At 65.8% G+C, this 25438-nt stretch carries 31 protein-coding genes; 13 read left to right on the plus strand and 18 right to left on the minus strand.

Annotated features, from left to right (window positions below):
• On the plus strand, positions 1-410 hold a 410-nt coding region (locus BSG17_RS10920), incomplete at its 5' end, for an aldehyde dehydrogenase family protein (RefSeq protein ID WP_139246593.1).
• 166 nt (positions 411-576) lie between these two features.
• Positions 577-1875, plus strand: a complete 1299-nt coding sequence (locus tag BSG17_RS10925) for a polysaccharide deacetylase family protein (protein WP_089823961.1) — start codon at positions 577-579, stop codon at positions 1873-1875.
• 439 nt (positions 1876-2314) lie between these two features.
• Here BSG17_RS10925 and BSG17_RS10930 read toward each other — a convergent pair whose 3' ends face one another.
• The 4 genes from BSG17_RS10930 to BSG17_RS10945 are packed head-to-tail and all read right to left on the minus strand — an operon-like array spanning position 2315 to position 4040.
• Positions 2315-3121: a carbon-nitrogen family hydrolase gene (locus BSG17_RS10930; protein ID WP_089823964.1), complete on the minus strand. Its 807-nt coding sequence runs from the start codon at positions 3119-3121 to the stop codon at positions 2315-2317.
• Positions 3118-3552 (minus strand): SRPBCC family protein, encoded by a 435-nt coding sequence (locus tag BSG17_RS10935; protein WP_089823966.1) that lies wholly within the window; start codon positions 3550-3552, stop codon positions 3118-3120. The genes BSG17_RS10930 and BSG17_RS10935 overlap by 4 nt, the downstream gene beginning before the upstream one ends.
• Before the next feature lie 38 nt (positions 3553-3590).
• Entirely contained in the window at positions 3591-3815 is a 225-nt protein-coding gene (locus tag BSG17_RS10940; RefSeq protein ID WP_089823968.1) for a DUF7123 family protein, read from the minus strand.
• A 39-nt stretch (positions 3816-3854) separates the two neighbouring features.
• Positions 3855-4040: a DUF7525 family protein gene (locus BSG17_RS10945; RefSeq protein ID WP_089823970.1), complete on the minus strand. Its 186-nt coding sequence runs from the start codon at positions 4038-4040 to the stop codon at positions 3855-3857.
• A gap of 147 nt (positions 4041-4187) precedes the next feature.
• Between BSG17_RS10945 and BSG17_RS10950 the strand changes: the two genes are divergently transcribed.
• Both BSG17_RS10950 and BSG17_RS10955 read left to right on the plus strand, forming a co-directional pair.
• A complete protein-coding gene (locus tag BSG17_RS10950; RefSeq protein WP_089823972.1) occupies positions 4188-5294 on the plus strand; it encodes an LEA type 2 family protein in 1107 nt (368 codons plus the stop codon).
• A 166-nt stretch (positions 5295-5460) separates the two neighbouring features.
• Complete coding sequence (locus tag BSG17_RS10955) at positions 5461-5832, plus strand: DUF7528 family protein (protein ID WP_089824688.1); 372 nt, start codon at positions 5461-5463, stop codon at positions 5830-5832.
• Positions 5833-6093: 261 nt separating this feature from the next.
• On the opposite strand, the gene BSG17_RS10960 is transcribed toward BSG17_RS10955, so the two are convergent.
• The 7 genes from BSG17_RS10960 to BSG17_RS10990 all read right to left on the minus strand — a co-directional run bounded on the left by BSG17_RS10960 (position 6094) and on the right by BSG17_RS10990 (position 12890).
• Positions 6094-7125 (minus strand): phosphate uptake regulator PhoU, encoded by a 1032-nt coding sequence (locus BSG17_RS10960; RefSeq protein WP_089823974.1) that lies wholly within the window; start codon positions 7123-7125, stop codon positions 6094-6096.
• 130 nt (positions 7126-7255) lie between these two features.
• Positions 7256-8314: an ATP-NAD kinase family protein gene (locus BSG17_RS10965; RefSeq protein WP_089823976.1), complete on the minus strand. Its 1059-nt coding sequence runs from the start codon at positions 8312-8314 to the stop codon at positions 7256-7258.
• A 75-nt stretch (positions 8315-8389) separates the two neighbouring features.
• Positions 8390-9898, minus strand: a complete 1509-nt coding sequence (locus BSG17_RS10970) for an Hvo_1808 family surface protein (protein ID WP_089823978.1) — start codon at positions 9896-9898, stop codon at positions 8390-8392.
• A 230-nt stretch (positions 9899-10128) separates the two neighbouring features.
• The gene (locus tag BSG17_RS10975) at positions 10129-10839 is read right to left on the minus strand and encodes a competence/damage-inducible protein A (RefSeq protein WP_089823980.1); all 711 of its coding nucleotides are present in this window, start codon (positions 10837-10839) and stop codon (positions 10129-10131) included.
• 61 nt (positions 10840-10900) lie between these two features.
• Entirely contained in the window at positions 10901-11698 is a 798-nt protein-coding gene (locus tag BSG17_RS10980; protein WP_089823982.1) for a DUF5803 family protein, read from the minus strand.
• On the minus strand, positions 11695-12366 hold the full coding sequence (locus BSG17_RS10985) for a DUF2110 family protein (protein ID WP_089823984.1): 672 nt from the start codon (positions 12364-12366) through the stop codon (positions 11695-11697). Before BSG17_RS10985 ends, BSG17_RS10980 begins: the two co-directional genes overlap by 4 nt.
• Complete coding sequence (locus BSG17_RS10990) at positions 12366-12890, minus strand: transcription factor (protein WP_089823987.1); 525 nt, start codon at positions 12888-12890, stop codon at positions 12366-12368. The genes BSG17_RS10985 and BSG17_RS10990 overlap by 1 nt, the downstream gene beginning before the upstream one ends.
• 268 nt (positions 12891-13158) lie before the next feature.
• Here BSG17_RS10990 and BSG17_RS27485 point away from each other — a divergent pair, with 268 nt between their 5' ends.
• Positions 13159-14481, plus strand: coding sequence for a DUF7282 domain-containing protein (locus BSG17_RS27485; protein ID WP_139246594.1), 1323 nt, complete (start codon positions 13159-13161; stop codon positions 14479-14481).
• Positions 14482-14577: 96 nt separating this feature from the next.
• On the opposite strand, the gene BSG17_RS11000 is transcribed toward BSG17_RS27485, so the two are convergent.
• Together BSG17_RS11000 and BSG17_RS11005 are read right to left on the minus strand one after the other, a co-directional pair.
• Entirely contained in the window at positions 14578-15117 is a 540-nt protein-coding gene (locus BSG17_RS11000; RefSeq protein WP_089823989.1) for a tRNA (cytidine(56)-2'-O)-methyltransferase, read from the minus strand.
• A 24-nt stretch (positions 15118-15141) separates the two neighbouring features.
• Positions 15142-15957, minus strand: a complete 816-nt coding sequence (locus BSG17_RS11005; protein WP_170864783.1) for a DICT sensory domain-containing protein — start codon at positions 15955-15957, stop codon at positions 15142-15144.
• 76 nt (positions 15958-16033) lie between these two features.
• Here BSG17_RS11005 and BSG17_RS11010 point away from each other — a divergent pair, with 76 nt between their 5' ends.
• Positions 16034-16966, plus strand: a complete 933-nt coding sequence (locus BSG17_RS11010; RefSeq protein WP_089823994.1) for an NAD-dependent epimerase/dehydratase family protein — start codon at positions 16034-16036, stop codon at positions 16964-16966.
• On the opposite strand, the gene BSG17_RS11015 is transcribed toward BSG17_RS11010, so the two are convergent.
• Positions 16963-17292: a BsuPI-related putative proteinase inhibitor gene (locus tag BSG17_RS11015; protein ID WP_089823996.1), complete on the minus strand. Its 330-nt coding sequence runs from the start codon at positions 17290-17292 to the stop codon at positions 16963-16965. The two genes, BSG17_RS11010 and BSG17_RS11015, sit on opposite strands and share 4 nt — an antisense overlap.
• Positions 17293-17387: 95 nt before the next feature.
• On the opposite strand from BSG17_RS11015, the gene BSG17_RS11020 reads away from it, so the two are divergent.
• The gene (locus BSG17_RS11020; protein WP_089823998.1) at positions 17388-17588 is read left to right on the plus strand and encodes an Rpo12/RPC10 RNA polymerase subunit family protein; all 201 of its coding nucleotides are present in this window, start codon (positions 17388-17390) and stop codon (positions 17586-17588) included.
• Here BSG17_RS11020 and BSG17_RS11025 read toward each other — a convergent pair.
• A complete protein-coding gene (locus BSG17_RS11025; RefSeq protein WP_089824000.1) occupies positions 17585-18772 on the minus strand; it encodes a S8 family peptidase in 1188 nt (395 codons plus the stop codon). The genes BSG17_RS11020 and BSG17_RS11025 overlap by 4 nt on opposite strands.
• A 157-nt stretch (positions 18773-18929) precedes the next feature.
• Between BSG17_RS11025 and BSG17_RS11030 the strand changes: the two genes are divergently transcribed.
• Positions 18930-19679, plus strand: a complete 750-nt coding sequence (locus tag BSG17_RS11030) for a DUF2797 domain-containing protein (protein ID WP_089824001.1) — start codon at positions 18930-18932, stop codon at positions 19677-19679.
• Positions 19680-19688: 9 nt separating this feature from the next.
• On the opposite strand, the gene BSG17_RS11035 is transcribed toward BSG17_RS11030, so the two are convergent.
• Positions 19689-20216 carry a hypothetical protein gene (locus BSG17_RS11035; protein WP_089824002.1) on the minus strand — a complete coding sequence of 176 codons (528 nt, stop codon included), beginning with the start codon at positions 20214-20216 and terminating at the stop codon, positions 19689-19691.
• 175 nt (positions 20217-20391) lie between these two features.
• On the opposite strand from BSG17_RS11035, the gene BSG17_RS11040 reads away from it, so the two are divergent.
• A complete protein-coding gene (locus BSG17_RS11040) occupies positions 20392-20841 on the plus strand; it encodes a hypothetical protein (protein WP_089824004.1) in 450 nt (149 codons plus the stop codon).
• Between the two features lie 117 nt (positions 20842-20958).
• Here BSG17_RS11040 and BSG17_RS11045 read toward each other — a convergent pair whose 3' ends face one another.
• Together BSG17_RS11045 and BSG17_RS11050 are read right to left on the minus strand one after the other, a co-directional pair.
• Positions 20959-22065: a glycosyltransferase gene (locus BSG17_RS11045; protein ID WP_089824006.1), complete on the minus strand. Its 1107-nt coding sequence runs from the start codon at positions 22063-22065 to the stop codon at positions 20959-20961.
• Positions 22066-22090: 25 nt separating this feature from the next.
• Entirely contained in the window at positions 22091-23140 is a 1050-nt protein-coding gene (locus BSG17_RS11050; RefSeq protein ID WP_089824008.1) for a glycosyltransferase family 4 protein, read from the minus strand.
• Positions 23141-23394: 254 nt separating this feature from the next.
• Between BSG17_RS11050 and BSG17_RS11055 the strand changes: the two genes are divergently transcribed.
• From BSG17_RS11055 to BSG17_RS11070, 4 genes are all read left to right on the plus strand, one after another.
• On the plus strand, positions 23395-23673 hold the full coding sequence (locus tag BSG17_RS11055) for a ribonuclease P protein component 4 (protein WP_089824010.1): 279 nt from the start codon (positions 23395-23397) through the stop codon (positions 23671-23673).
• A gap of 89 nt (positions 23674-23762) precedes the next feature.
• A complete protein-coding gene (locus tag BSG17_RS11060) occupies positions 23763-24014 on the plus strand; it encodes a YhbY family RNA-binding protein (RefSeq protein ID WP_089824012.1) in 252 nt (83 codons plus the stop codon).
• On the plus strand, positions 24011-24919 hold the full coding sequence (locus BSG17_RS11065) for a mechanosensitive ion channel family protein (protein ID WP_089824014.1): 909 nt from the start codon (positions 24011-24013) through the stop codon (positions 24917-24919). Before BSG17_RS11060 ends, BSG17_RS11065 begins: the two co-directional genes overlap by 4 nt.
• Before the next feature lie 104 nt (positions 24920-25023).
• On the plus strand, positions 25024-25437 hold the full coding sequence (locus BSG17_RS11070) for a histidine phosphatase family protein (RefSeq protein ID WP_089824016.1): 414 nt from the start codon (positions 25024-25026) through the stop codon (positions 25435-25437).
• Position 25438 lies beyond the last annotated feature (1 nt).

The following is a 25438-nucleotide window of genomic DNA, read 5'->3' on the forward strand; positions in this document are numbered from 1 at the left end:
GTCCGTTCGTCTACGAGGCCGACGCCTGGGAGGACCTCCGCTGTACCCACGAGGAAGTGTTCGGCCCGCACGTGGCGCTGCTGAAATACTCCGGTGACGTCGAGGAGGGCGTCGCGATCCAGAACGACACCGACTACGGACTCGCCGGTGCCATCATCTCGGAGAACTACCGCCAGATCAACTACTACCGCGACAACGCCGAGGTCGGCCTCGCCTACGGCAACCTCCCGTGTATCGGCGCGGAGGTCCACCTGCCGTTCGGCGGGGTCAAGAAGTCCGGCAACGGCTACCCCTCGGCCCGTGAGATCATCGAGGCTGTCACCGAGCGGACCGCCTGGACGCTCAACAACTCCAAAGACATCCAGATGGCTCAGGGGCTCTCCGCCGACATCAAAACCAAAGACGACTGAACCTCCGGCGCTTCCCTCTTTTCTTCGTCGAGGCGTCGTGTGCCGTTTAGGTGTGTCCTATGCCGCCCACGCCTGCGATATCAGATTCAAAAACCGAGAGTTTAGCATCGAACGTATCGTTTAGCCAGACCATAGGAAAGACCGTCGGCCCCAACAGTGAAGTAGAATGACGAAGCGAAACTCGACCCGTCGACGGTTCCTCGCGAGCATCGGTGCAGTCGGTGTGGCTGGCGTCGCAGGCTGTACCGGTGATCCCGACGGCACTGCGCCCTCCAACGCGACTGCGACCGGGACGCCGACCGCACAGACGACCGCGACGACGACGGACGAGGGGACGGAGACACCTGCACAGTCGAACGACCCGGCGTTCTCGCGCGGCGAACTCGTCGAAGACTTCGAGAACTACGAGGAGGCCCGGTGGGGAACCATCCGTGGCGACGTCGCGACCGACACGAACGACGTGTACGCCGGTAGCCAGTCGCTCCACCTCCGGAACAAAGACGGCGGTGCGGCGGGGATCTACAAGGCGTTCCCGGACGGGCTCGACCTCTCGAAACACGACCTGTCGCTGGCGGTCAAACTCGAGAAGCCCGCGAGCGGGAAGGTCGCGATGGAGTTCATCGCCCCCGCCCGCAGCGACATGCTCACGAGCAAGCGGTTCATCCCCCAAGAGCTGAACGGCTGGGTTCGCATCGACCTCGGCTACACCGGTCGGAAGGGGGACCCGGATCTCTCGGCCGTTCAGGAACTCCGCCTCCTCGTCCTCTCGGAGGAGGGAACACCCATCGACTTCCGCGTCGACGACCTCCGCAAGATACCGAAACCGGACAAGGGGAAGGTAATGTTCACTTTCGACGACGCCGTCACCTCCCAGTACGAAGTGGCGTTCCCGATGCTCCAGGAGAACGGGTGGGCCGGAGGGGTCGCCGTCATCCCGGACGCAATCAACAGTCAGGGGAACCTCACGACCGGCCAGATGCGCGAGATGCGCGACGCGGGGTGGGATATGATGGCGCACCCGCAGGTACCGAACCCGCTGCCGTCGTACTCCGAGCAGAAACAGCGTGAGGTCATCCAGCAGACGTACAACTACCTTGACCTGAAAGGGTTCCCGAAGGGCGCCCGCCACTTCGTCGCGCCGTACCACCGCGTCGACAGTACGACGCTCGACATCGTCTCCGAGTTCCACGACACGGGGTTCATGTTCGGCGCCTGTCCGAACAACGCCCAGCACCCGAGCAGCATGCTCACGATGTCCCGTGTGATGGGTCGTGACCCCCGTGGCACCCGTCGCGTACTCAACATCGCAGAGGAGTACAACCAGATGGTCTCCATCGCGTGGCACGGCATCGGCGACGGTCCCGACTACGAGACCCCGATGGACGACTTCGAGAACATCGTCAACCACGTCGCGAAGAAGGATATGGACGTGGTGACGCCTTCGCAGTTCCTCGATGACATCTGAGTTAACTGAGCCGGCTGTCGCGAACCTGGACGCCTAGTCCGGACGAGACACGTCGGGTCCTGGTTCTTTCTCCCCCGTCTCTCCGATCGGTGAGCGAGCGCAGTCGCTCGCGAGTGTGAACTCGAAGGGAAGAGACTGAGGTGCGTGAAAGTGCGCCCCTGCCGGGATCAGGGGCGAACGTGCCATGGCCATGGCGTGTCACCGGCGCGGCGGATGAAACCGAGCGGCGACGTGCGGCGGCTGGCGGAGCCGCCTTCGATGATGCACTACAGTGGACCCCTGCACTGCAGTACGATGCGGCGGTTGCTGCCGGCAGCGACGAGAAAAGCGTCGACTTCCGGCACTGGTGCTTGGAGGGCGTGATGGATAAAGCCACCGGCATCGGCCGTTCACACGAGACTCGCCGTTCGGAGACGAGGCGACCGGCTGTAGCGCGTCGCTACCGTCGGTCTGCGAGCGCAGGGAACTCTTCGCGAACCGTCTCGACCCGTTCGGGGTCGATCTCGGCCGTGACGAGCGTCGGCTCGTCGCCCGCGCTCGCAATCGGCGTCCCCCAGGGGTCGAAGACGGTCGAGCGACCGAGCAGTCGCGCCTCGTCGAATTCCGTGGCCCCGTTGACGCTCGCGACGTAACACTGGTTCTCGATCGCGCGCGCTCGCGGCAGCGTCTGCCAGTGTTCGACGCGTGGGTACGGCCAGGCGCTCGGAACGAGCACGAGCGTCGCACCCGCTTCCGCGAGCGATCGGTAGAGTTCGGGGAACCGGAGGTCGTAACACGTCGTCATCCCGACCTCGAACCCTTCGAACGACACGGTCTCGAGGACGTTACCGGGAGTCAACAGTCGCGACTCGGCCGACTCGTACCCGAACAGATGGTGTTTCCGGTACACCGCTCGCTGGTCGCCGTCGCGGTCGAAGAACACAGCCGTGTTGGCGAGTCCGCTGTCGTCGGGGACGTCGTACCCCGCTTCGGCGCTGACTTCGAGATCCTCGACGTGGCTCCCGGCGAGGAGACCGACCCCGTGTTCGGCGGCCATCTCGCCGAGTCTGACGAACGTCGAACCGTTCAGTCCCTCGGCGTCTCGGGCGTACGACTCGAAGGCGAAGTAGCCGACTGTGAACAGTTCGGGGAGTGCGACGAGGTCCGCACCCCGGTCGGCGGCGTCGGCGACGGCGCGTTCCGCCCGTTCGAGGTTGCCGTCGATGTCGCCTGCGGTCTGGTCGAGTTGGGCGAGCGCGAGTATCATGCGGTCAACCCGAGATCACGCCGCAGAGCGTCTTCGAGGTTGTCGAGTTCCCGATCGAGGTTGCGTTTGAAGAACTTCTCGACGCCCGGAAGCCGGCCGTCGACGACGAACTCGTTGTGGAGCTTACAGCCGTTCTCGGTCTCTTCGATGGTGTGCTCGCCGGTCACGCGGAGTGCGCGCGACTTACCGGCGAACTTCACGTAGCGCGGTTCGTCGCGTGCGATGTCCTCGGTTTCGACACTGACGGTGGAGCTGAGAAGCGGGATAGGGAGTTCGATGTGCCACGTCGCCTTCCGCTCGTCGGTCGGGTCGATCTCGTACTCCTCGACGACGCTGATGGCCTCGGCACGCTTCGCTGGATCGGCGATGAACTCCCAGACGCGCCGAGGCGCTGCGTCGAACTCGAACGTCCGCTGAACCCGGACAGTCATGGAAACCTCTTCGGGCGAGACACTAAAAAAACGGGGTGTTAGCTCGGGCTGACGCGCCAGGTCGTCGAGCGAGCACGACCCCACTTTTCGATTTCGACGTCTTCGGACTTCTCTGCGAGCCGCGGGAGGCGTGAACCCACCTGTTTCGCCGAGAGGCCGATGGCTTCGGCGATATTCTTCGCCCGGAAATATCGCTCCCCGCCGGCGACGGCGTCGCTGAGGTAGGCGACGATCCGCTGTTCCTCTTCGGTGTACTTCGTCATTCGACGCTCTCTAGGGACTGTGGATATTAACGATTGTCGCTACTCCCAGTAGAGATGGGTTCCGACGATGGCCAACGAGGCGGCGAGCATCGCCAATGCGAACCCCCACGCCTTCGTCACCTGCCCGGGTGCGCCCAGCATGACGGCCGCACCGCCGATCGCCAGCAGCGAAAACAGCATCGCGAGTCCGATTCCCTTGTCCGACTGAACCACGTGCACGTCCATATCTCTGGGTTCGATGGCCAGCACTTAGTTCATTCGACACCCTCACACACCCGACGGCCGACCGCCCGGGCAGACGACCTTCGCCCACGTCGAACCCTGTCGCTTCGAGTCGCACCGAATATATAGGACGAACGACCACCGACGTCTATGTTCGAAAAGTGGAAAGTCAGTCTAATCGGAGTGGTATTGCTCGTCGGTGTCGTCGGCGGTACCGTCGCGCTCGGTGTCGTCGGCACCCCGTCGGTGACGAGAGTAGAGAACCGGTTCGGTAGCGTCAACGAGACGGCGACGGTCGTCGAGAGCGACCTGCAGGTGTCGAACCCCAACCCTCTCGGTGTCACCCTCGGCGGACTGTCGGTCGACTACGCCGTGTCGATGAACGACGTCGAGATGGCTCACGGGAAGAAGGCCAGCGTCGACATCGAGCGGGGGAACTCGACGCTCCCGTTCGCGACGACGATGCGGGTCGACGCGAACATCCACTCGTCGCTCGTCGATCGGTCGTTCGGTGCACCACAGGTCGAGCGGTCCGTCGAGACCGACATCATCTCGGAGTTCAACTCCACGGAGACCCGTCCGGTGAACGCCGACGCCGCCCTCATCTCCGACCCGGTGCTCTACGTCAACGAGACGAGCGCACGGTGGGGGACCGTCAACGAGTCGGCGACGCCCATCGCGATGGAGTTCACGATGTACAACCCGAAGAGCTACCCGATTCCGATCTCGGAAGTCGGCTACACCGTCACGATGAACGACATCACCGTCGGCAACGGAACGTCGGCACAGAGCTACGTCGTCCCGGCGCGTTCCGAACGAACCGTCGAGACGCGGACGACGATCGAAAACCCGACGCTCGACGAGTGGTGGGTGAGCCATCTGGAGGCGAACCAGCGGACCGACCTCGAGATCGACTTCTACGCGAAGATCGACGTGAGCGGTGAAACCGTCCGCGTTCCGCTCGACGAGTTGACCTACACCGAGACCGTCGAGACGGACCTGTTCGGGACGAAAGGGGAGACTGCGGTCGGAGCGGAGACGGAGACCGACGGCGGTGACGGAGCGACGTCGACAGCGGCGACCACACCGGACGCCGACGAGACTACGACGACCGCAACCGACGACGAGCCGGACGCCGACGGTGGAGACTCGCCGGCGACCCCGACCGCCACACCGACGTCGACGTCTCAGGACGACAGCACGACGACCGACGACGGTGGACTGCTCTCGGATCGCCGCGCGCCCCCGACCGTGTGAACGCTCGGGACCGTCGACAGGGTTTTATCGGAGACGCCCGTCGGACAGTGTATGTCACGGAGTACCCAGTCTCCTGATCGAGTTCTTCTCGCGCGATGAGACCACAGTCACCGTCTCGACGGACGGCGAGTCCGTCGTCGTTCAGTTGGACGACCGAACGTGCGAACTGTCCAGATCCGACGCCGCCGAGCTGCAGTCCGCACTCGGGTCGGCGCTGACAGAGAAACGCGAGTTCTTCCGTACCGCCGGCGAGTACCGCGAGGACGGCAGCTACGTCGTCTCGCGACGCAGTGCGGACTCGACGGGCAACGCGAAGGTGTTCGAGAGTTTCGAGACACTCCAGCGGTTGTACAGTCGGCTTCCCGACGAGTTCGACGCCGACGACGTCGGCCGGACCGGCATCACCGGGTCGCGACGCCACATGCTGATCCGGCACTTCTGTGAGCATCCGGCGTTCGACTGCGAGATCGAACGTCGAAACCCGTTGCGAGCGAAGAAGACGTCGACAACGACGCTCGTGGAGGCAACCGCCGACTGACCCGATCGAGTCGACCGGTAGCGAGCGTTTCAGACGAAGTCGAGGGCGACGCCGACAGTGAGGAGACCGCCGACGACGAGGAGCACAGCCCCGAGCGTCACCCCGACACGGGTGTGCATGAGGAGACCCTACACGAGAGACGCGACGCCAGTGACACCGTACAGGCCAGTGACGACGCGTGCTCGGTTCACGGGCGAACGACAGAGAGCGACGAAAAGTGGCTGTCGACTGTCCTGACCCGAACTCACGTCATGCGGCGGCTCAGGTGATCGTGACGTGTTCGTTCTCCTCGTTCAGCGCGAGGTTCGCCGCGATCTCGGCGTTCCGCATGGCGTACTGGGCGGTCTGCTGGAGGCTCACGAGCACCTCGCGCACGCGGAGGAGGTCCTGGTTCGACATCTCCGGCAGGTCGTTGAGGATGTCGCGTTCGCGGTCGCTGATGTCGTGGAACAGACGCCGTACCTCGATGGTCTTGTCGTAGTTCCGTTCGACGACCGCCTCGACTGCCTTGACGGTGATCTCGTCGACCTGGTCGGTGTACTCGCGGATGCGCCGCATGGTCGACGACTCGACGTCGAGGGTGTGACCCTCGGTGTCGAGGACGATCTCGGCGATGTCCTCGGCGTTGTCGGCGGTCAGTTCGAGGTTCTTCGCCACCGAGCGGTAGCCGATGAGCGGGAACCCCGATTCGAGCCCCACTGCCCGACAGAGGTTCGGGTTCTGGTAGGCGGTGAAGATCAGTCGGAGGAGGAGGACGAAGATCTTGTTCGCCTGTCGTTCGCGGTTGAGCGCGCGCTGCGCCAGATCCGGGTTGCCGTGTGCGAGCGCCTTGACCGCCTCTCCTCGCATCGTGCTGCCCGTATTCTCCAGTCGACTGAGCAGGTTGTCGAGGGTGAAGTCCTCGGGGTCGACCGAACACCGGATCGCGATGCGTTCGGGTGTCTCCTCGATGACGCCCAGTCCCATCAGTTGCGTCTCGGCCTTGTAGACGGCGTTGATGTGTTCGCTGTCGAGCGCCCCCTCGCGCTTCTCGACGTGAATGACGCGTCGCCCGAGAACGTACTGAGCGACGATCGCACGTTCGAGCGCGTCCGCGTCGAGGTTATCCGCGTGGAGCACCGCCTCCGAGTCCTCCGTGTTGGCAGACTCGGGGAGGACGGTGAGCGTCCCCTTCCCGCCCATCCGGAGCGACACCTCGTCGCCTTTGTTCACACCGTGTTCCTTCGCCCACTCCGCCGGGAGCGTCATCGCTAGCGTCGACGGTCCCAGTCGCTGGACCTTCCGCGTTTCCATGCGACTTCGTACCGCACCGATGACCTTAATCTTGACTATATGCCCATTATACGCCGTATAACATTTGTACAAGATTCGACTAGAGGCAGGAATCCTTATATTCGAATCGAGCGCGGCGGGAGGAGACGATTCACACCACTTCCATCATCCGCCGTTCGAACCGGCCGACTCGGACCTTCGTCCACCCGCGCAGTTCCTCGTCGAGGGCGGGGTCGTCGGTGTCGACGCGGAGCACGCCGAGATCGTCGAGTTTGGCCCGGGAGGCGACGATCTCCACGTCGCACTGCCGGACGACGGCGGGCGAGAGCTGTGGGTTGCCGCGGCCGAAGACGAACCCCTGTCCCCCGATCGGCGTGACGACGATGACGTTCCGCTCGCCGAGACAGTCGAGGATCTCCTCTTCCGTCGCGTCGCGGGCGAGCAGTTCTCCGTCGCGCCAGACGTCGACGCCGAGCGCCGACCCCTCGAACCCGAGGGCGTCCTTCACCGCGCCGACGGTGCTTCCCGGCCCGAGTACGTAGGTGACGCCCGGTTCGACGCTGTCGGCGACGCCCGCGGCGAGCGCCTCGACGGTGCCGCCGCCCAGCTGTTTCGACGACTGGAGGTCGTCGGCGACGGGGACGAACGCCACGCCGCGGAGCTCCGGGCTGACCTCGCCCGCCCGGTAGTCGTCTTCGTCGATGTCCATCACCTCGCGGCGCTCCGTCCGGTCGAACGTCGCCGCGATCTCACCCGCGTCTTCGGGAGAGACGCCGAATACCGACGAGTAGACCTTCACGCCGGCTGGGACGCCCAGCATCGGCGTGTCGGTGCCGTCGAGCACTTCGGCGACGTCCGCGGCGGTGCCGTCGCCGCCGACGAACAGGACGAGGTCGACGTCGGCGTCGAGAAGCGCTTCGACGGCCGTCTGCGTGTCCGTCGCGTCCGTCTCGTTCGCGTCCGGCCGACCGACGACCGTCGGGTCGAACCCGGCCTCGCGGACCTCGCACTCCCCCATCGGGTCGCCGTAGGTCAGGATCTCGGCGTCGTCGGCCAGTTCGGCGAGTCGATCGAGCGCGCGCCGCGCTCGCTGCGGTGCCCGTGGCTCCGCACCACGTTCGCGGGCCTCGGCAACCTTGCCGTCGGTCCCTTTCAGCCCTACTCGGCCGCCCATCCCGGCGACGGGGTTGACGACGACGCCGATACGCATGGCTGTGGGCAGGGAAGCGAGCGTCAAAAACAGTCCGGAACGGGCGAGCGGTTCCTGTGTTCCGTTTCTCCGGTGCTACCGGGCGTCCGCGCTGATGTCGCCGAGGTCATCGACGGTCGGCCCGTTGACGACGACTACCCGCCTCCCGTCGCGAACGACGTAGAACGCGTCGGCGAACCCGCCGTCCTCGATCACCCACGTCGAGTCGGCGAGCTGTTCGGCTCCGTGACCCTCGAGAACCCGGAGATACGCGTCGTGGAACTCGCGGGCGTCGCGTTCGGTGTCCCACGTCGACAGCCAGACGTAGCCGTCCTCTTCTCCGTTCTTGTACGGGACGATCTTGTCGTTCCCCCATCCCTGTGAGGGCGCGCTCGTGAAGTTGTAGGTGTCGTATCTGCCGGCGTCCGGCGGGAGGACGGTCGAGCGGTCGATCACCTCGTTGCCGTAGCGGTAGCCCTGATACCAGAACATGACGTAGATGGACGCCTCGCCGGCTGTGTCGGCTCCCTCGTCGGCGACGTCGGCGACGTCGTAGCGCTCCCAGCCGTTGCGAGCAGTGTCGGGGACGGAGAGCGGCCGGATCTCGTCGTCGGCGCGGCGGTGCATGATGCGCTCGGTCGACCGCGGGACGTCGGCGTGGGCGGCGTCGACGGCGTCCCACCCTCCGCGTTCGACGAGCGAGTGGACGTAGGCCGTCCCGTCGCCGTAAGGTTGGACGACGACGAGCACGACGCCGAGGTTGAGTTGGCTGTAGTCCGGCGTCGGTCGGTTCGACGCCGGGGTCGTCACGCAGTCCCACTCGGTGCCGCACAGTTCGACGTAGCGGGTCGTCACGTACTCTGCCTCGCCCTCGGTGAGTCCGTTCCGGGCGAGTTGGGCGTCCTGCGTCTGTGGGTCGTACTGCGGTGCGCTCAGGTTGTACTGTTGGTCCTGCAGCGCGTGGACGAGTTCGTGGACCAGCGTCTCGTTGTCGACGACGGGACGTTCGGGGTCGTCGGAGACGACGAGCAGCGCGTCCTCGCCGCGGAAGTACTGCCCGAGGATGAGTGTTTCACCGAGTGAGTCGAACGCCCGCGAGATATCCGCGTCCTCGTCGACGACGAACAGCGCCTCCCATACCTGGTTGTTCCAGCGGTTGTACTCGGGGTCTTCGGGCCCTTCGAGGCTACGCTCGCGTTCGCGCTCGGCGAACGCCTCGCGGGTCAGCACCTCGATACGCACGTCGCGGGTGAACTCCTGTCGACGTAACTGTTCGACGCGGGCTTTCGCTCGGCCGACGTACGCCGCCAGCTCGGCGTCGGTGAGTCCGTCCGACTGGTCGACGTCGATCTGCTCGTCGTACCAGTAGCCGTCCTCCCACCCGAGAACGTCGCTCGCGGGGTCGGCGTAGGGGTCGTCGGCAGACCGGGTCGCCGTCGCCGTCGGTTCTGTCGTTGCCGTCTCCGTCGTCGGTGTCGGGGTCGACACTGGCTCCGGTTCCGGTGTCGGGGTCGCTTCGGAGGTGGGCGTACCACCGCTGAACGACGAACAGCCTGCGAGGACGAGGAGGAGGACGACCGCGACGGTCGCCAGCGCACGAGTCATACGTTCGGTACGTCGTCGACGGTCATAAGACAGGTTCGCCGACCGAGACGACAGTCTCGCCGACCCGACAGACCGACCGGATGTCGAATCTTTAAGCGGGCCGGACTGTAACCCCCGGATATGATTCCGCTCGCAACCTCAGGAGAAGCGCTCCCGATCGCAGAGACCGGTGCCGTCGTACTCGTGGCAAGCCTGCTCATCACGGTCGGGTGGCTGGCCTACCTGTACCGCTAACTCGCTCGTTCCTCTTGGACGTCGACCACGTCGACGCGCTCGCGGAGCCACGCCGCCGCCGCAGCGACCGTCTCGGGGTCGGTCGCCGTCACCTTCAGCCGGACGTTCTCGCCGGGGTAGCTTCCGAGGTCGACGTCGAACGCCGCTTGGACTCCCTGCATCCGGTCGAGGAGCGCGCTCTCCGGTTCCGACGTCGTCACCGTCTCCGTGTACGTCAGCTCGCCGGCAAACTCCTCTACGATCTCTTCGAACATCGCCTTCATCTCGCTCGGGACGCCCGGGAGGACGTAGACGCGGTCGACGACACAGCCGGGAGCGACTCCCTCCTCGTTCGGCAGCATCCGCGCGTCCGCCGGGAGATGCGTCGTCCCCTCGGCGAGGTCGTCGCCGGAGTAGCCCTCGTGCTCCTCGAACCACTCGACGACGTCGGGGTGTTCTGTCGTCTCGCGACCGAACGCCGTGGCGACCGCCTCCATCGTCCGGTCGTCGTGCGTCGGGCCGAGCCCACCGGTGACGATCACCGCGTCGTACTCGGCGTTGTACTCGTTGACGACGCGGGCGATGTCGGCCAGGTCGTCGGGGATCGTCGTCACGCGCTCGACGCGGACGCCGCGTTCCGTCAGCCGCTCGCAGAGCCACGTCGCGTTCGTGTTCACCGTGTCGCCGGCGAGCAGTTCGTCGCCGACGGTAACCACCGCTACGCGCATACGCTGACCACGGGCGTCGTGAGGAAAAAGTCGCCGCTTGCAGACGGGTTCGAGCGTTCGGTCAGCGCATCCCCGGCGGCGGCCCGTCGTCGTCGTCTTCGATGTCGACGTTGAGGCCCATATCCCGGCGCTGGTCCTCGAGCGCTTCGATCTGCCGTTTGTAGTAGAACAGTCCGGCGACGGCGACGACGACTCCGACGGCGGCGATGCCGCCGAAGATCGTCAGATCACGCTGGAGATAGAACTGGACGAGTATCGAGTCGCTCTGGACGTCGTCCCACAGGACGTGGGTTCGACTCTGGTCGTCGACGGTGCGCTCGGTGTAGGTCGGCCGCACCTGTCCGAAGAGGAAGAAGTCGATGCGGCGGTCCGGCGGGAGGACGACCTCGTAGGACCCCTTCACGAACGTCGGCAGTGCGAACCGTTTCGGCGTCGACGACGAGGTGAACGCGAGTTCGCCGGGCGAGTCGCGGGCGTCCTGCGGGAGGGTGACCGTGACCGCGTCGTTCGTCTGTTTGACGGTGCCGCCGCGTTCGCGGAACTCGGTGCCACCGACGACGGTCCCGTTTTCGTACCGGTACTGGAGTGCACTGACCGAGATGGCGTTGCGACCACCGAGCCCGTCACGGCGGAACAGTTGGACCTCGGTCTCGTTGACGTCGTAGACGGCCGCGAACGACGCGTTCTCGGTGACAGTGATGTGGGCGTCGCGGTCGCTGTCCCACTCGTACGCCGCCGCCGGCGGTTCGTTCAGTCGCTCGTCGGAGACGTCCTGCGGTCCCATGACCGCACCGAGACAGCCAGCCGAGAGGAGGAGGACGACGAGCGACGCCGTCCCGAGGACCAGTCGTCTGTTCATGCGACGACGCAACGGAGTTCCGCAGGCAGATACTGACCGATGCTGGACAGGAGCCCCGGCGGGTCGGTGCTCTCCTTGCAGACGATGCTCTGCTCCAGCAGGCCGAGTCGCTCGACCGTGACGATGTCCTGTGCGTGGCCTGCACGGTTCACCGTCGCTCGAACCTCGCCACGGGTCGCACTGTTGACGTTGACACGCCCCTCGCCACGCGTCCACTCGTAGAGCACGTCGCGCGTCTCGTCGGCCAGTCGCGGCGGGTCGCCGGCGACGAACTTCAGCGGCGTGTGCTGGACGATACCGAACCGCTCGCGGATCTGCGTCGGCGTCCCCTGTCCGAGGCCGAGTTCCTCGGTCGGAACGAACATGCGGTTGCCGTGGCCGACGTCGAGGTAGAATCCCTCGTCGTCCCAGGCGTCGAGCGTGCCGACGTAGGTCTCGCCGTCTCTGTGCTGCGGGACGACCTCGCCCCACTCCTCGCGCAGGAGGTTGCGGGCGACGTTGGCGTCCTCGCCCGTGACGGTGACGCTGATGAAGTCGTCGTCGCGGACGCCGACGTCGTACTCGACGTCCAGATCGCCGATGTCGTTGTCGATCATCGACGTGAGGCTGTCGAGTGCCCGGTTGCGTGCGTCGCCGCCGACGTAACATTTGGTTGCGAGTACGACCATTAGCTCGTGGCGTCCACGTTGAGTTCGTCTCGCAGTTCGTCGACGCGTCGTGTCATCGCGTCGACGAGGTGGTTGTTCTCCATCGACTCGAGCGGCGACCCGCACTCGGGACACTCGAAGCCGAAGTCCATCGCCTCGCCGAACTCGAAGCGGATCGAACAGACCTCACAGAGGTAGAACTCGTGGGTGCGCTCGTACTCCTCGCGCTGTTCGATCGCCTCCAGCAGCCGGTGCATCTCCTCTTTGAGGTTCTCTGGGATGTTCTCGTACTCGAAGGTCCACAGATAGGTGAGCCACCCGGAGTCCTCGTCGCGGACGCGACGGTACGTCGCGAGGTCGTTCTCGTACAGGATGAACAGTGCCCGACGCACGTCGTTGAGTTCGAGACCCAACTCCTCGGCCAGTTCCTCGTCGGTCACTTCGCCGTCCGGCGGCGCGGCGGCGACCGGCATCCCCGTGGGGCCAACCAGCTCGTGGAGGTACTTCTGGATGACAGGGTCGTTCAGCAGGTCCTCAAAAGCCATTGCCTCTACATCCGCCGCAAAGCAGTTTAAAAGCACCGAATACGGCCACCGGGTCGGTCCACCGCGCGAGAACGACGGATCTCCACCCGAACCGAGTTCGACTCCGTACCTTCTGTGGTCTCGGAGCGCGTAACTACACGTGTCCGGACTCTGTAGCTTCGAGGTTGACAAAGCCACCAATTTGGGTGAGAGTATGTACGGATTTGCCAAAATTCCCTTTACCCGGACTGTCGTCGTCTCGCATGTCGGGTCACCCCGACCGCACACCATGTCTGAAGACGAACGCGCCGACGAGATCAGCCGGTCCAGTACAGCATCGTCCCACGAAACGGCGTCGCGAAGACGCTTCCTGACCGTCGCCGCCGCGACGGGTGCTACCGTGGCGCTCGGCGGGACCGCCGTGGCACAGCAGTCGTCCGCGACGGTCGCCTTCGACGATCAGACGACCGGCGGCGAGACCGTCACCGTCGCGGAGACGACGCTCCCGGAGGGCGGCTACGTCGCCATCCACGACGCGCGATTGAACGACGGGAAGGCGCTCGAGAGCGTCGTCGGCGTCTCGGCGTATCTCGAAGCGGGAACGCACGAACACGTCGAGATCACGCTGTTCGACGTCGAAGGGGCGGAGTTCGACGTGGAGATGCTAGAGAGAGACCAGCCGCTCGTCGCCATGCCGCACCGCGAGACGAACGGCAACGAGACGTACGAGTTCGTCTCCTCCGGCGGGAAGGCCGACGGGCCGTACACGAGAGACGGCGGCGCGGTCGTCGACTCGGCGGCGATCACCGTCGACGCGAACCCGACGGCGTCGGTGACGATCGACGACCAGACGACCGGTGGCAAGACGGTCGAGGTCGCGAAGACCACCCTCTCGGAGGGCGGGTTCCTCGCCATCCACGACGCCAGTCTCCTCGACGGTAAGGTTCTGGAGAGCGTCGTCGGCGTCTCGGCGTATCTCAACGCCGGTACGCACGAGGACGTCTCGGTCACGCTGTTCGAGGTGAACGGGGCCGACTTCGACGCCGAGATGATGCTAGAAGAAGACCAGACGCTCATCGCGATGCCGCATCTCGACACCAACGACAACGACACCTACGACTTCGTCTCCTCTGGCGGGAAGGACGACGGACCGTACACCGCGAACGGCGAGGCCGTGCTCGACGACGCCGAGATCACGGTCGAGGCGAGCGAGATGCCGACGGCCGAGATCTGCTTCCCGGACCAGACCTCCGACGGGACGACGGTCTACGTGCCGGAGGCGACGCTGTCGGAGGGTGGGTTCGTCACTATCCACGACAGCAGTCTGCAGGACGGAAAGGTGTTCGACAGCGTCGTCGGCGTCTCCGAGGCGCTCGACGCGGGCACGCACACGGACCTCGAGATCGACCTGTTCGAGGGGGTCCCCGGTGGCGACTTCGACCACGAGCGACTGACGGGGGACGAGACGCTCGTCGCGATGCCGCACTTCGACAGCAACGACAACGGCGAATACGACTTCATCACCTCGGACGGGCAGGAAGACGGTCCGTACACGACGGACGGCAAGCCCGTCGTCAACGCCGGCACGGTGACGGTCGACGACGGCTGCTGAGGCCGTCGAAGGCGGCTGTCGGAGCTCTCACACCGGGTTCCCGTCTGCCTCCGCTCCCGCGTTCCGATCCGTGCGTCTCCACCTCTCCGCTCCTCTTCACTCCTCGGGGTCGACGACTTTCTTCCCGGTCGCCATCGGAACCACCCGTCGGTCCGCGTCCTCCCACTCGCGCTCCAACTCCCGGCCGTCGAACAGTCGGTCGAGGAAGACGGCGAGTCCGGCCACCTCCGAGTGCGGTTGGTTGGTGACGCCGACGTTCCAGTCGGCCTCGTCGTACACCTCGAAGGGGACCTTCTCGCCGCCGACGACGACGAGGATGGGTCGCTCGCGGTGCGCCTCGCGGACGTCCGCCTCGACGTCCTGGACGCGCTCGCCGTACATGGTCAGGTGGACGACGACGCCCTCCCAGTCGCGGATCGTGGCGTTCAGTTCGTCGGTCAGTTCGACCGCGAAGGGGCCGCCGAAGCGTCCCGTGATGTCTTCGACCGTCTCCTGTGACTGCCCGGCGTTGCCGGGGAAGATGACGCGGTCGGCGCCCAGTGCGCGGGCCGTCAGGCCGACGTGCGTCGTCATCCGATCGTCGCGACCCGGTCGGTGGCCGTACCGGAGCACCGCGACTTCGGGTTCGTCCTGCATGGCCGAAGCGAGACGCCCGGCGACTTAGGGGGTTTCGTTTCCATCGTCGACGTCGTGGCACGTTCGGAGGTCAGTCGAGCGGGTGAACGCGCGTTCGATCCGACCGACGACGTCGTCGACGAGCGTCGGATCGTAGGTCCAGAAACCGTAGAACTCGCCCGGAGAGCGTTCCTCGGCGAGCAGCGCACACTTGTAGTCGTCGTCGCCGCCGCCGTCGTAGGCGACGAACCACACGTCGCCGATCTCGTCGTTGAGGATGCGGTGGACGGTGACGTCCGGAATCAGGGGCGGGTCCCAGTCGGGCTGGCCGTAGACGTGGACCTCGAGGCCGGGAACCGCGGCGATGTCTCGGTAGACGTCCGTCTGATCCCGGTACGCCGAGAGGTTCTGAAACCCCGCGTAGAGCGTCCCGCGACCGACGCGCACCGCCCGGTCCTCGATCTCGCGGGACGTCGCGAGCATCTTGCGGCGGTCGAACGACGAGAACAGCGTGTCGTCGAGGAGTTCGAACAGGTGACGCAGATCTGCCTCGGCGACGTCCGCCGAACCGGGGTCACAGACGACGGGCGAGTCGAGCGCCGTCAGCGACTCGAAGGCGATGCTGCCGAGGAACTCCTCGCCCTCGCTGACGGTGACGAACTCCTCGGTCTCGTGGGGTGGCAGCCGTTCGTACTCGACGGTGACGTGTCGTGCCCCGAAGTAGTTCCCCAGCCCGAACTGCGGTTCGTGGGCGAAGACGGTGACCGTCTTTCGTCTGCCCTCCATCTCTCGGAGAAACGCTTTCAGCGACATGGGTGCCGGACCTGCACGCTCAGCGTGGACTACGGTGTCGAAGAACATCAACGTTCGTCGAGGCGCAGGGGCGACGACCCGGCGAATCAGAATACACTTACTCCCGCCTGACCCACTCGCGAACATGAACCTCTCCGACAAGCGCGTACTCGTGACGGGCGGTGCGGGTCTCGTGGGGTCGCATCTCGCGAAGCGTCTCGCCGCCGACAACGACGTCGTCGTCGCCGACGACCTCTCGAAGGGCGACCGCGAACGCGTCCCCGACGGCGTCGAGTTCGTCGAAGCCGACATGACCGACGAGGCCGACGTCGCCGAGGCCGTCACCGAGGACCTCGACGTCGTCTTCCACTTCGCGGCCTACACGGACACCAACTACGCCAACCCCCGACAGCTGTTCGAGGAGAACACCGAGATGACGTACAACGTCCTCGAACGGATGGCCGAGGTCGGCGTCGACGACGTCGCGTTCACCTCCTCGTCGACGGTCTACGGCGAGGCACCGATGCCGACGCCCGAGGACTACGCGCCGCTGGAACCGATCAGCGTCTACGGCGCCTCGAAGCTCGCAGACGAGGGACTCGTCTCCACCTACGCTCACTCCGAGGGGTTCACCGCGTGGGTGTTCCGCTTCGCCAACATCGTCGGTCCCCACCAGCGCGGCAACGTCGTCCCCGACTTCATCCAGAAACTCCTCGACGACCCCGAGACGCTGGAGATCCTCGGCGACGGCCGACAGGAGAAGTCCTATCTCCACGTCGAGGACTGCGTCGACGCGATGTGCCACGTCGTCGAGCACGCCGACCGGGAGATGAACAGCTACAACCTCGGTACGCGGACGACGACGTCGGTGACGACCATCGCCGACATCGTCGCAGATGAGATGGGGCTCGACCCCGACTACGAGTACACTGGCGGCGACCGTGGCTGGAAGGGCGACGTCCCGAAGATGCGTCTCTCCATCGAGAAACTGTCGGCGCTCGGCTGGGAGCCGACCACCTCCTCGGACGACGCCGTCCGGAAGGCCACTCGTGATCTCGTCGACGAACTGACCGACTAGATCGACACCGTCGTCTCGGCGTCGATACCGTGACCCTCGGCGACGACCTCGCCCCGACAGTCGTAGGTCCCCGACTCGGGGCTCTCCCAGACCCCCTCGTAGGTGACCGTCTCGCCCGGTTCGACGGTCTCGGAGCCGAGCATCTGCATGAACATCTGCCCCTCGCTCCAGCGCCAGACGGTCTCGCCGCCCCGCTGTGCCAGGAACTCCGCGCGCTGACCGTCGGGGAAGGAGAGTTCGAGCGGATCCTCGCTGTCGTTCTCGACCGTGAGCGTGAACCGGACGACGGTGCCCTCGGGTTCGGCGTCGAGCGTCGCAGTGACCATACCGTAGCACACTCGTGAGAGAGACATAAGGGTCGCGGCGGGACTGCCCAAAGCCTAAGGGAATCAATCGACAACCGCCGCCGAGGTGACCACAGATGGGACTGCTCAGTGCAGTCACGTCGCGACTCGAACCCAGCTACGAGTCGGAAGAAACGTTCGCGTACCAGTGCGGTCGATGCGAGACGACGTTCGAGCGGCCGAAGACGCGGATGACTCGGATCCGGTGTCCCGACTGCGGCGCGAGTGGCGTCTACGCCATCGACGACACCGACGAGAACACCAGCGGAGACGGCTAGTCGTCGCTCGAGTCGAGTCCGAGTGCAGCGGCGGCGTCGAGCAGCCCTGAACCGCTCTCGTTGCTCGCGAGGCCGATGTCCTCGGCCGTCGAGGCGAGTTGACTTCGGATCTGGTCGTTCGACGACCCGTCGGCCGCGAGTTGGCCGGCCGCACCGGCTACGTGCGGACAGGCCATCGACGTGCCAGAGAAGGTGTCGTAGCCACCCGGTATCGTGGAGTAGACGTCGCTGCCGGGTGCGGCGATCTCGACCTCCGGGCCGGTCGAGGAGAACTCGGAGAGACCGTCGCTGCTCGTCGTCGACCCGACCGCCATCACGGTGTCGTAGGCGGCGGGGTAGCCGACACAGTCGGTACAGGGGCCGGAGTTGCCGGCCGCGGCGACGAGGAACACGCCCTTGTCGACGGCGTACTGGCAGGCGTCTTTCAGCACTTGTGTGCCCGAACTCCCGCCGAGACTCATGCTGCCGACGTCCCACCCCTGGTCGGCGACGTACTCGACGCCGGCGGCGATGTCGGAGAACGACCCGCTGCCGCGCTTGTCGAGCACCTTCACGGCGTGGAGCGTCGCCTCCGTCGAGACACCGACGACGCCCTCGCTGTTGTCGACCGCGCCGGCAGTCCCGGCGCAGTGTGTCCCGTGGTCGTTGTCGTCGTCCCAGCTCTCGGCGTAGCCACCGCGAGCCTTCACGAACGCCTTCCCCGCGCCGAGGTTGGCGACGAGATCCGGATGGTCGGAGTCGATGCCGGTGTCGATGATGGCGACGTCTGCGCCGGCACCCGTCTCGCCGTTGGCGTGTGCGACCTCCGCGTCGACGCGGTCGATCCCCCACGGGAGCTGCTGTGCGGCTGTGGTGCTCCCGCCGCCACCGTTGCCTCCCTTCGGCGCCAGCGCGTGCATCGTCCCGTTCTTCTCGACGTAGCGGACGTCCCTGCGCTTTCGGAGCCCCTGGATCGCGCTCTCGTTGACCTCGATGGTCAGCGCGTCGAAGGCGAACTCGCGCTCGACACGTTTCGCCTCGCTCCGTGCGGCCCGGCGGCCGCTCTCCGCCGCGTATCCGACGTTGACTTCGACGGTGTTTCCGTTCGAGGCCGAGGCCATTCCCATCAACCCAGTCGTCGTGACGGCCGTCCCCGTCGCTTTGAGGAGGTCACGACGCGACGTGCCATTGTTATTGTACACCATAGCACAAATGAGAATATCTCACACACAATTAAATCTTCCTAAACTGTTATTCATTTTATTACCATTATCTATTCTACCGAGATGATAGAGATCCGTATCTAATCTCCCGACTCGTCGGAGAGACACACCTTTACCGTTCGGTCCTCTCCCTCTATCCGTGCAGATCGTCGGGTACGACGCCGGTTCGGACGCGGGACTGCTCGTGAGCGAGGGCGACAGCCTCGACTACGTCGCCCTGGACCCCGGAACCGAACTGGCGTACACGCTCGGCGAGCGTCACTGTGCGGGGACGGTCCACGAGGACAGCCACCTCGCGTGCGACGCCGAACGCGCGCCGTACTGCCGCGACCACCAGTACACGTGGGTCTGTGCGCGCTGTACCGGCACCTGCCTCAAAGACGAGATGGACTGTCACGAGGACCACGCGGTGTATCTCGCCGCGTTCGCGCCCGACGTGTTCAAGGTAGGCGTGACGCGACGGTGGCGACTGGAGACGCGGCTCCGAGAACAGGGTGCCGACCGCGCCGCCCACGTCCGCACCGTCGGGGACGGGCGACTCGCCCGGGAGATCGAGGCCGGCATCGCCGAGACGGTCTCCGACCGGGTGCGAGTCCCGACGAAGCGCCGGGGTCTCCACCGCGCCGTCGACGGCGACGCCTGGACCGCCCTCCTCGCCGACTTCGACCCTCTGGAGACGTTCGCGTTCGACTACGGTCTCGACCTCGTCGACCGGCCGATGAGCGAGACGATCGCCACCGGGACGGTTCGCGGGACGAAGGGACGCCTGCTCGTGCTCGATCACGCGGGGAGTACCTACGCCGTCGACCTGCGGGACCTCGTCGGCCACGAGGTCACGGCGGGGCGGACCGACCGCGACGTCCAGTCGAGTCTCGGTGCGTTCGGGTAACGAGACAGATCACTCGTGTTCGACGGTGAGTGCGCGGTCCGGGAGCGGGAACGTCCGTTCGCCGAACCGGAACCGTCGACCACGGAGCGTGAAAGAGTACTCGAAGACGAGGTTGCCGTCCAGATGGACGGTCGTCCCGTCATCGATAGCCGACCCGGCGAGGTACTCGAAGCCGACGGCGGTGGTGCCGTCGCTCGGGAGCGGCTCTGCGGTGATGTTCTGCGGCCGCTCCTGGAACGCCGGCGTCCAGACGACGTTGCGGACGGTTCCCCCCTCCTCTCGAAGGCCGACACGGACGTTCATCCCGGCGAGACCGAGGTCGACCCAACTGTCGTTCTCGAGGTCGTACTCGACGACGAGACTCGGCGGGTCGTCCGTCAGTTGCGCACGGACGTCGGTTACCGACACCTCCTCGACGATCGGTCGGAACACGCGGTCCTCGTACGCATCCGAGAGTTTCGCACCGACGATAGGGGTGTATCGGAGGAGCCAGAAGACGACCCAGAGGACGAGTTTCGCCGCCCAGAAGTACAGCATCTACTCGCTACGAACTCACGGTACGAGATAAAGTCGGCGGTCGCTGCGGGTCCGCAGTCCCTCGTCGCACCCGGTGTCGGAAGTGACGCCGCCGACCCGTCCCGACCTCGCCCGACCGCGGTCAGTGGGTGAGGCAAACAACAATCCTTTCCCCCTGGGTAGCCAATCGGCGCGCATGGCCGAAGACGAACACAACGACGAGCCGACGGACGCAGAGGCCGAACCGGAGCCCGAATCGGGAAGCGACGAGGAGGAGAAGTCGTTCCGCGAGCGAGTCGAGGAGATTCGTGAGCGACGTGCCCAGGAGCGAGAGGAGGGCGAGGGCGAGCGCCCGAGCCCCGAGGAGATGATGGGTGGCGGCGGCCCCGGCGGGATGGGCGGCGGCGGTGGCAACCCCTTCGCACAGATGATGAGCGGGATGATGGGCGGCGGCGGCGGCCCCGGCGGTGCCCCTGGTGGGATGGGCGGCGGTCCCGGCGCCGGTCCGGGCGGCCCCGGCGGTCGCGAGGAGAGCAGCGCCGGCAACGAGGAGCTCGTCCGCGAGGTCCGACAGCTCCGCGACGAGGTCCGCGACGCCACTCGCCAGCTGCAGCGCATCGCGCAGGCGCTCGAAGACGACGACTGAACGCGACGACGAGACGCCGGCGGTCGACCGCTCGGCGTCTCCGCGTCCGCGACGACCTCTTTTATCGACGGCGCAGATCGAGTAGATAGCTCCGAGCAGGCGAGGCGACGTCGACCGCTACCGTCGGACGCGCTCGTAGACGGCGGCGAGTTCGTCGACCGCGTGTCCGACGCTGATACCGTCTCTGCGGTCCAGACAGTTCCGACTTAGTCGGCCCCGCTCGGCGAGCGTCCGGCGGAGCGCGGCGGCGAACCCGTCGACGTCGCCGGGTTGGAAGTGGTAGCCGGTGACGCCGTCGTCGACGGTGTCGGCGAGTGCGCCGCTGTCGACGCCGACGACCGGCGTCCCGCAGGCGTTGGCCTCGAGCGCGACGAGCCCCTGCGTCTCGACCGGACTCGGGAAGAGGAACGCGTCGAGCGCGGAGTAGAACGCCGGCAGTTCCTCTCGAGGGAGAAATCCGAGGAACCGCGCGTCGACGCCGCGGTTCGCCGCCCGCCGTTCGAGACTCTCGCGGGCCGGCCCGTCGCCGCCGAACACGAGCGTCGCGTCGACGTCGGCCTCGGCGACGGCGTCGACGACGTCGCCGAGACATTTCTCGAAGCCGTGGCGACCCGTGTAGCCCACGAGCGGCCCGTCGAGGTCGTACTTCTCGCGGAACGCCGTCGTGTCGACCGGGGCGAACTGGCCGACGTCGACGCCGTTGGAGACGACCGTCACGTCGGCGTCGACGCCGACCGTCTCGAGCAGATAGCGCCGGGTCACCTCGCTCGGCGTGATGATCGTCTCGGCGTGATCGAAGAACCACCGCTCGTACCGTTCGCTCAACCCTTCGAGGCGGTCCTCGAACGATTCGACCGACGTGAGGTAGGCGGCGTACTCGCCGGTCGGCGTGTGGTAGGAGGCCACGAACGGGATCTCCTCGCGTCGGGCCAGTCGGAGACCGCTGAGACCCAGCGCGAACGGCGTGTGCGCGTGGACGACGTCGGCGTTCTCGACTTCGTCGGGGATACGCGGGACTCCCAGTCTGAACCCCTCGTAGAACGGGAAGGGGAGACTGCGGACCGGATACTCGCCGTGGTCCGGTTCGTAGTCGTCCGATCCGGGGTAGACGACGTCCATCCGACCGCCACGGGCACGCCACGTGTCTCGCCAGGTTTTCACCGTGTAGGTAACGCCGTTAACCGTCGGCAGATACGTGTCCGTGAAGGCTGCCACCGCGTCCATTGTTCGAGGGTTCACCGACCGAGACTTAATCGCTTGTGACTTCCTCGTAAGCTTCGACCAGTCGCTCGCCGACCCGGTCGAGGCTGTGTTCCGCTGCCGTCTCCCGGGCGTTCTCTCCGAGTCGGCGGCGGAGGTCGGGGTCGGCCGCCAGGCGGTCGACCGCCTCGCAGAACTCCTCGCGGGTCGAACACATGAGACAGTCCTCGCCGTCGGTGTAGAACTCCCGGAACACGGGGATGTCCCGCAGCACGACCGCCTTCCCGCAGGCCATCGCCTCCAGCACGGCGATCCCCTGGTTCTCGACTTTCGCCGGGAAGAGGTAGACGTCACCCGCGCCGAACGCCGCGCGCTTGTCGTCCATCCACCCGGTGAAGGTGACGTTCTCCGGGGGGTTCTGCGTCCACTTCTTGACGATCGCCGACGCCTGCGGCCCCTCCTCGTACGTCCCGAACCACGCGAAGTCGTAGTCGGTCTCCCGAGCCAACTCGCAGAACGTCGACAGCCCTTTGCGCTCGAACACTTCGCCGACGGCGAAGACGACGACGCCGTCGAGGTCGAACCGCTCGCGCGTCTCCTCGCGGAACTGCTCGTAGCCCGCCAGCGAGTCGGCGTCGACGCCGTTGGATATCGGGCGAACCGGTGCGTCGACGGGGTAGGAGTCGAGGACGCCCTTCGTGTACTCGCTCGGACAGAGTACGAGGTCGGCCTGCGAGTAGAACCACTTCAGATACCGCTTGAGCGGGCCGGCGACGTAGTTCGACCCGCGGAAACTCTCGGCGAAGTCTTCGCCGGTGACGTGTGCGTGGAGGACGAGCGGGATCCCGTGGCGCTTCGCGTGGCGGGCGACGGCGAGCGACCCCGGGCCGACGAGGTTGCAGTGAGCGACGTCGTACTCGCCAAAGCCGCCACGTCCACGAAGCTGGTGTTCCGCCGCGGCGACGGGGTCGCCTCCCCGCCACGGCGTGGTGACCACTTCGACGTCCGTCCGCGCGAGCGCCGCCCGTTGCTGCTTCGTCGCCGTCACCATCCCGCCTCGGAGCTGCGACGACAGTTCGAGATAGTTGAGAACCCGCATGTGGTCGGCCTTCTCGACTGGTTCGCTTTAGGCTACCGGCACGGGCTCGTCCGTCGACGACGACCCCCTCGACGACTCGCTGTCGTCACCGCCGGACCGAAAGATCGGTTGACGGATGCGAATGGAAATATGGATAGATTTCCAGAAAGATATCCGGCTATCTCGACGACTAGCTCGTCGGACGCCCACCCGCTGGCGTCGCCCAGTTCGGAACGCCTATCACGCGCCGTACCCCCCATCGAGACAGACGACCAATGAGCATCGCCGAGGAGCGTATCGAGCGGTTACACGCGTTGGCGAAGCAGGCGACGGCGGACAGGGAGTTCGACCGCTCGCGGGAGTACGTCCGTCTCGCCCGTCGCATCGCCGAGCGCAACCGCTGTGGTCTCCCGCGGGAGTTCAAACGTTTCGCCTGCTCGAACTGCGACGTCTACCTCCGACCCGGCGTCAACGCCCGCGTTCGAACGCAGAACGGTCACATCGTCGTCGCCTGCGACTGCGGCGAGTTGAAACGCTACCCGTATCGAGACTGACGAGACCGACTCTCGACTGCCGTCACCGTCTCGCGGACGCATCTCGCAATCTCAACCTTGAAACCGTCTCACTCCTAAGCCGAGATACCATGGACGAACACGAGCTACGAAAGCAGGCCCACGACCTCGACGTGACGGTGTGGGTCGGCAAGAGTGGGATCAGTGCCGTGCGCGACGAACTGTTCGACCAACTCAAAGACCGGAAACTGGTGAAGGTGAAGTTCCACCGCGCGGCGCGCGCGGAGGGGACGGTCGAGGAACTGACCGAGCAGCTAGCCGAGGACGTCAACGCGACGGTGATCGAGACGCGCGGCAACACGGCGGTGCTGCACAAGCGATGATACCGCTGCAGAGTCTGCAGGCGGACGGAACCGACCCGATCACCCAGTGGCTGATCGATCTCGGTCTCGGCGCAGGCATCGCGAACCTCATCGGACCGGGTCTCGCGTTCGTCGCCGCGTTCGTCGCCGTCTTCCTCGTCGGGCGTGCGATAACTATCCCGCTCGTCGATCGGATTCTCGACTCTCGCGGGCTCGGCGAACACGGCAAGAAGCCGATCCGAAAGATCGTCTGGGTACTCGTCGTCTTCGTCGCCGTCGCCATCGCGTTCGGCTTCGCCGGCTTCGGCGACTTCCTGACCGCGCTGGCGACGGTGGCCGCGGCCGCCACGCTCGCCGTCGGGTTCGCGATGCAGGACGTCATCGGCAACTTCGTCGCAGGCGTGTTCATCTTCACCGACAAACCGTTCCGCATCGGCGACTGGATCGAGTGGGACGGCAACTCCGGCATCGTCGAGGACATCAGCTTCCGCGTCACCCGCGTCCGCACGTTCGACAACGAACTGCTGACGGTGCCGAACTCTCAGCTCACAGACGGCGTCGTCAAGAACCCGGTCGCCAAGAACAAACTCCGACTGAAGTTCGTCTTCGGCATCGGTTACGACGACGACATCGACAAAGCGACCGACATCATCGTCGAGGAGGCCGAGAAGCATTCCGACATCCTCGACGAACCCGAACCGACGGTCCGTCTCAACGAACTCGCCGACTCCTACGTCGGCCTCCAGTCGCGCTTCTGGATCTCGAACCCCAGTCGCGCGGACTTCGTGAAGACGCGCGCCGAGTACGTCCAGAACGTCAAGGAGCGGTTCGACGCCGCGGGCATCGAGATCCCGTTCCCGCAGCGCGACCTCTCCGGACAGGTCGAGTTCGCTGGCGACGCAGTCAGAACGGCGCAGTCGAACTAACACGGCTCCGCCACCCATCAGCCGAACGTCAGTTTGGTCGGAAACGCATCCGACAGTGTATTTTTTCTTCGCGTGAGATTCGACGGAACGAGACACCCCTCATCATGAACAGACGGGCACTCCTCCAGACAGTCGGTGCGACGGCGATTGGAACCCTCGTCGCCGGTTGTACCGGTAGCGACGACAAAACGACTCCGACCGGCTCGTCGACTGCGACGGACACGACGACCTCGACGAGTCGTGGCCAGTCGCGCTTCGAGTACCTCTCTGACGGCGGCTACGTCCTCGCTTTCGCCCCTCCAGAGACGGCCCCCGCACCCGACAGCACCGCGGTCGAACTCGGAACGTGTCGGACCCAGCCCACGCTCACCGAGTCAGGGCGAGAACAAGCGCGGAGCGTCGGCGATGCACTCCGGACGCTCGACATCCCCGTCGGCGCGGTTCGGATGAGTCGGGTACGTCGTCGACGCGCCCGAGGACGGGCCGACGTTCTTCCTCGTCGGCGGCGTCCACGGTGAC

This window comes from Halogranum amylolyticum, assembly GCF_900110465.1.
GTDB classification, from domain to species: domain Archaea; phylum Halobacteriota; class Halobacteria; order Halobacteriales; family Haloferacaceae; genus Halogranum; species Halogranum amylolyticum.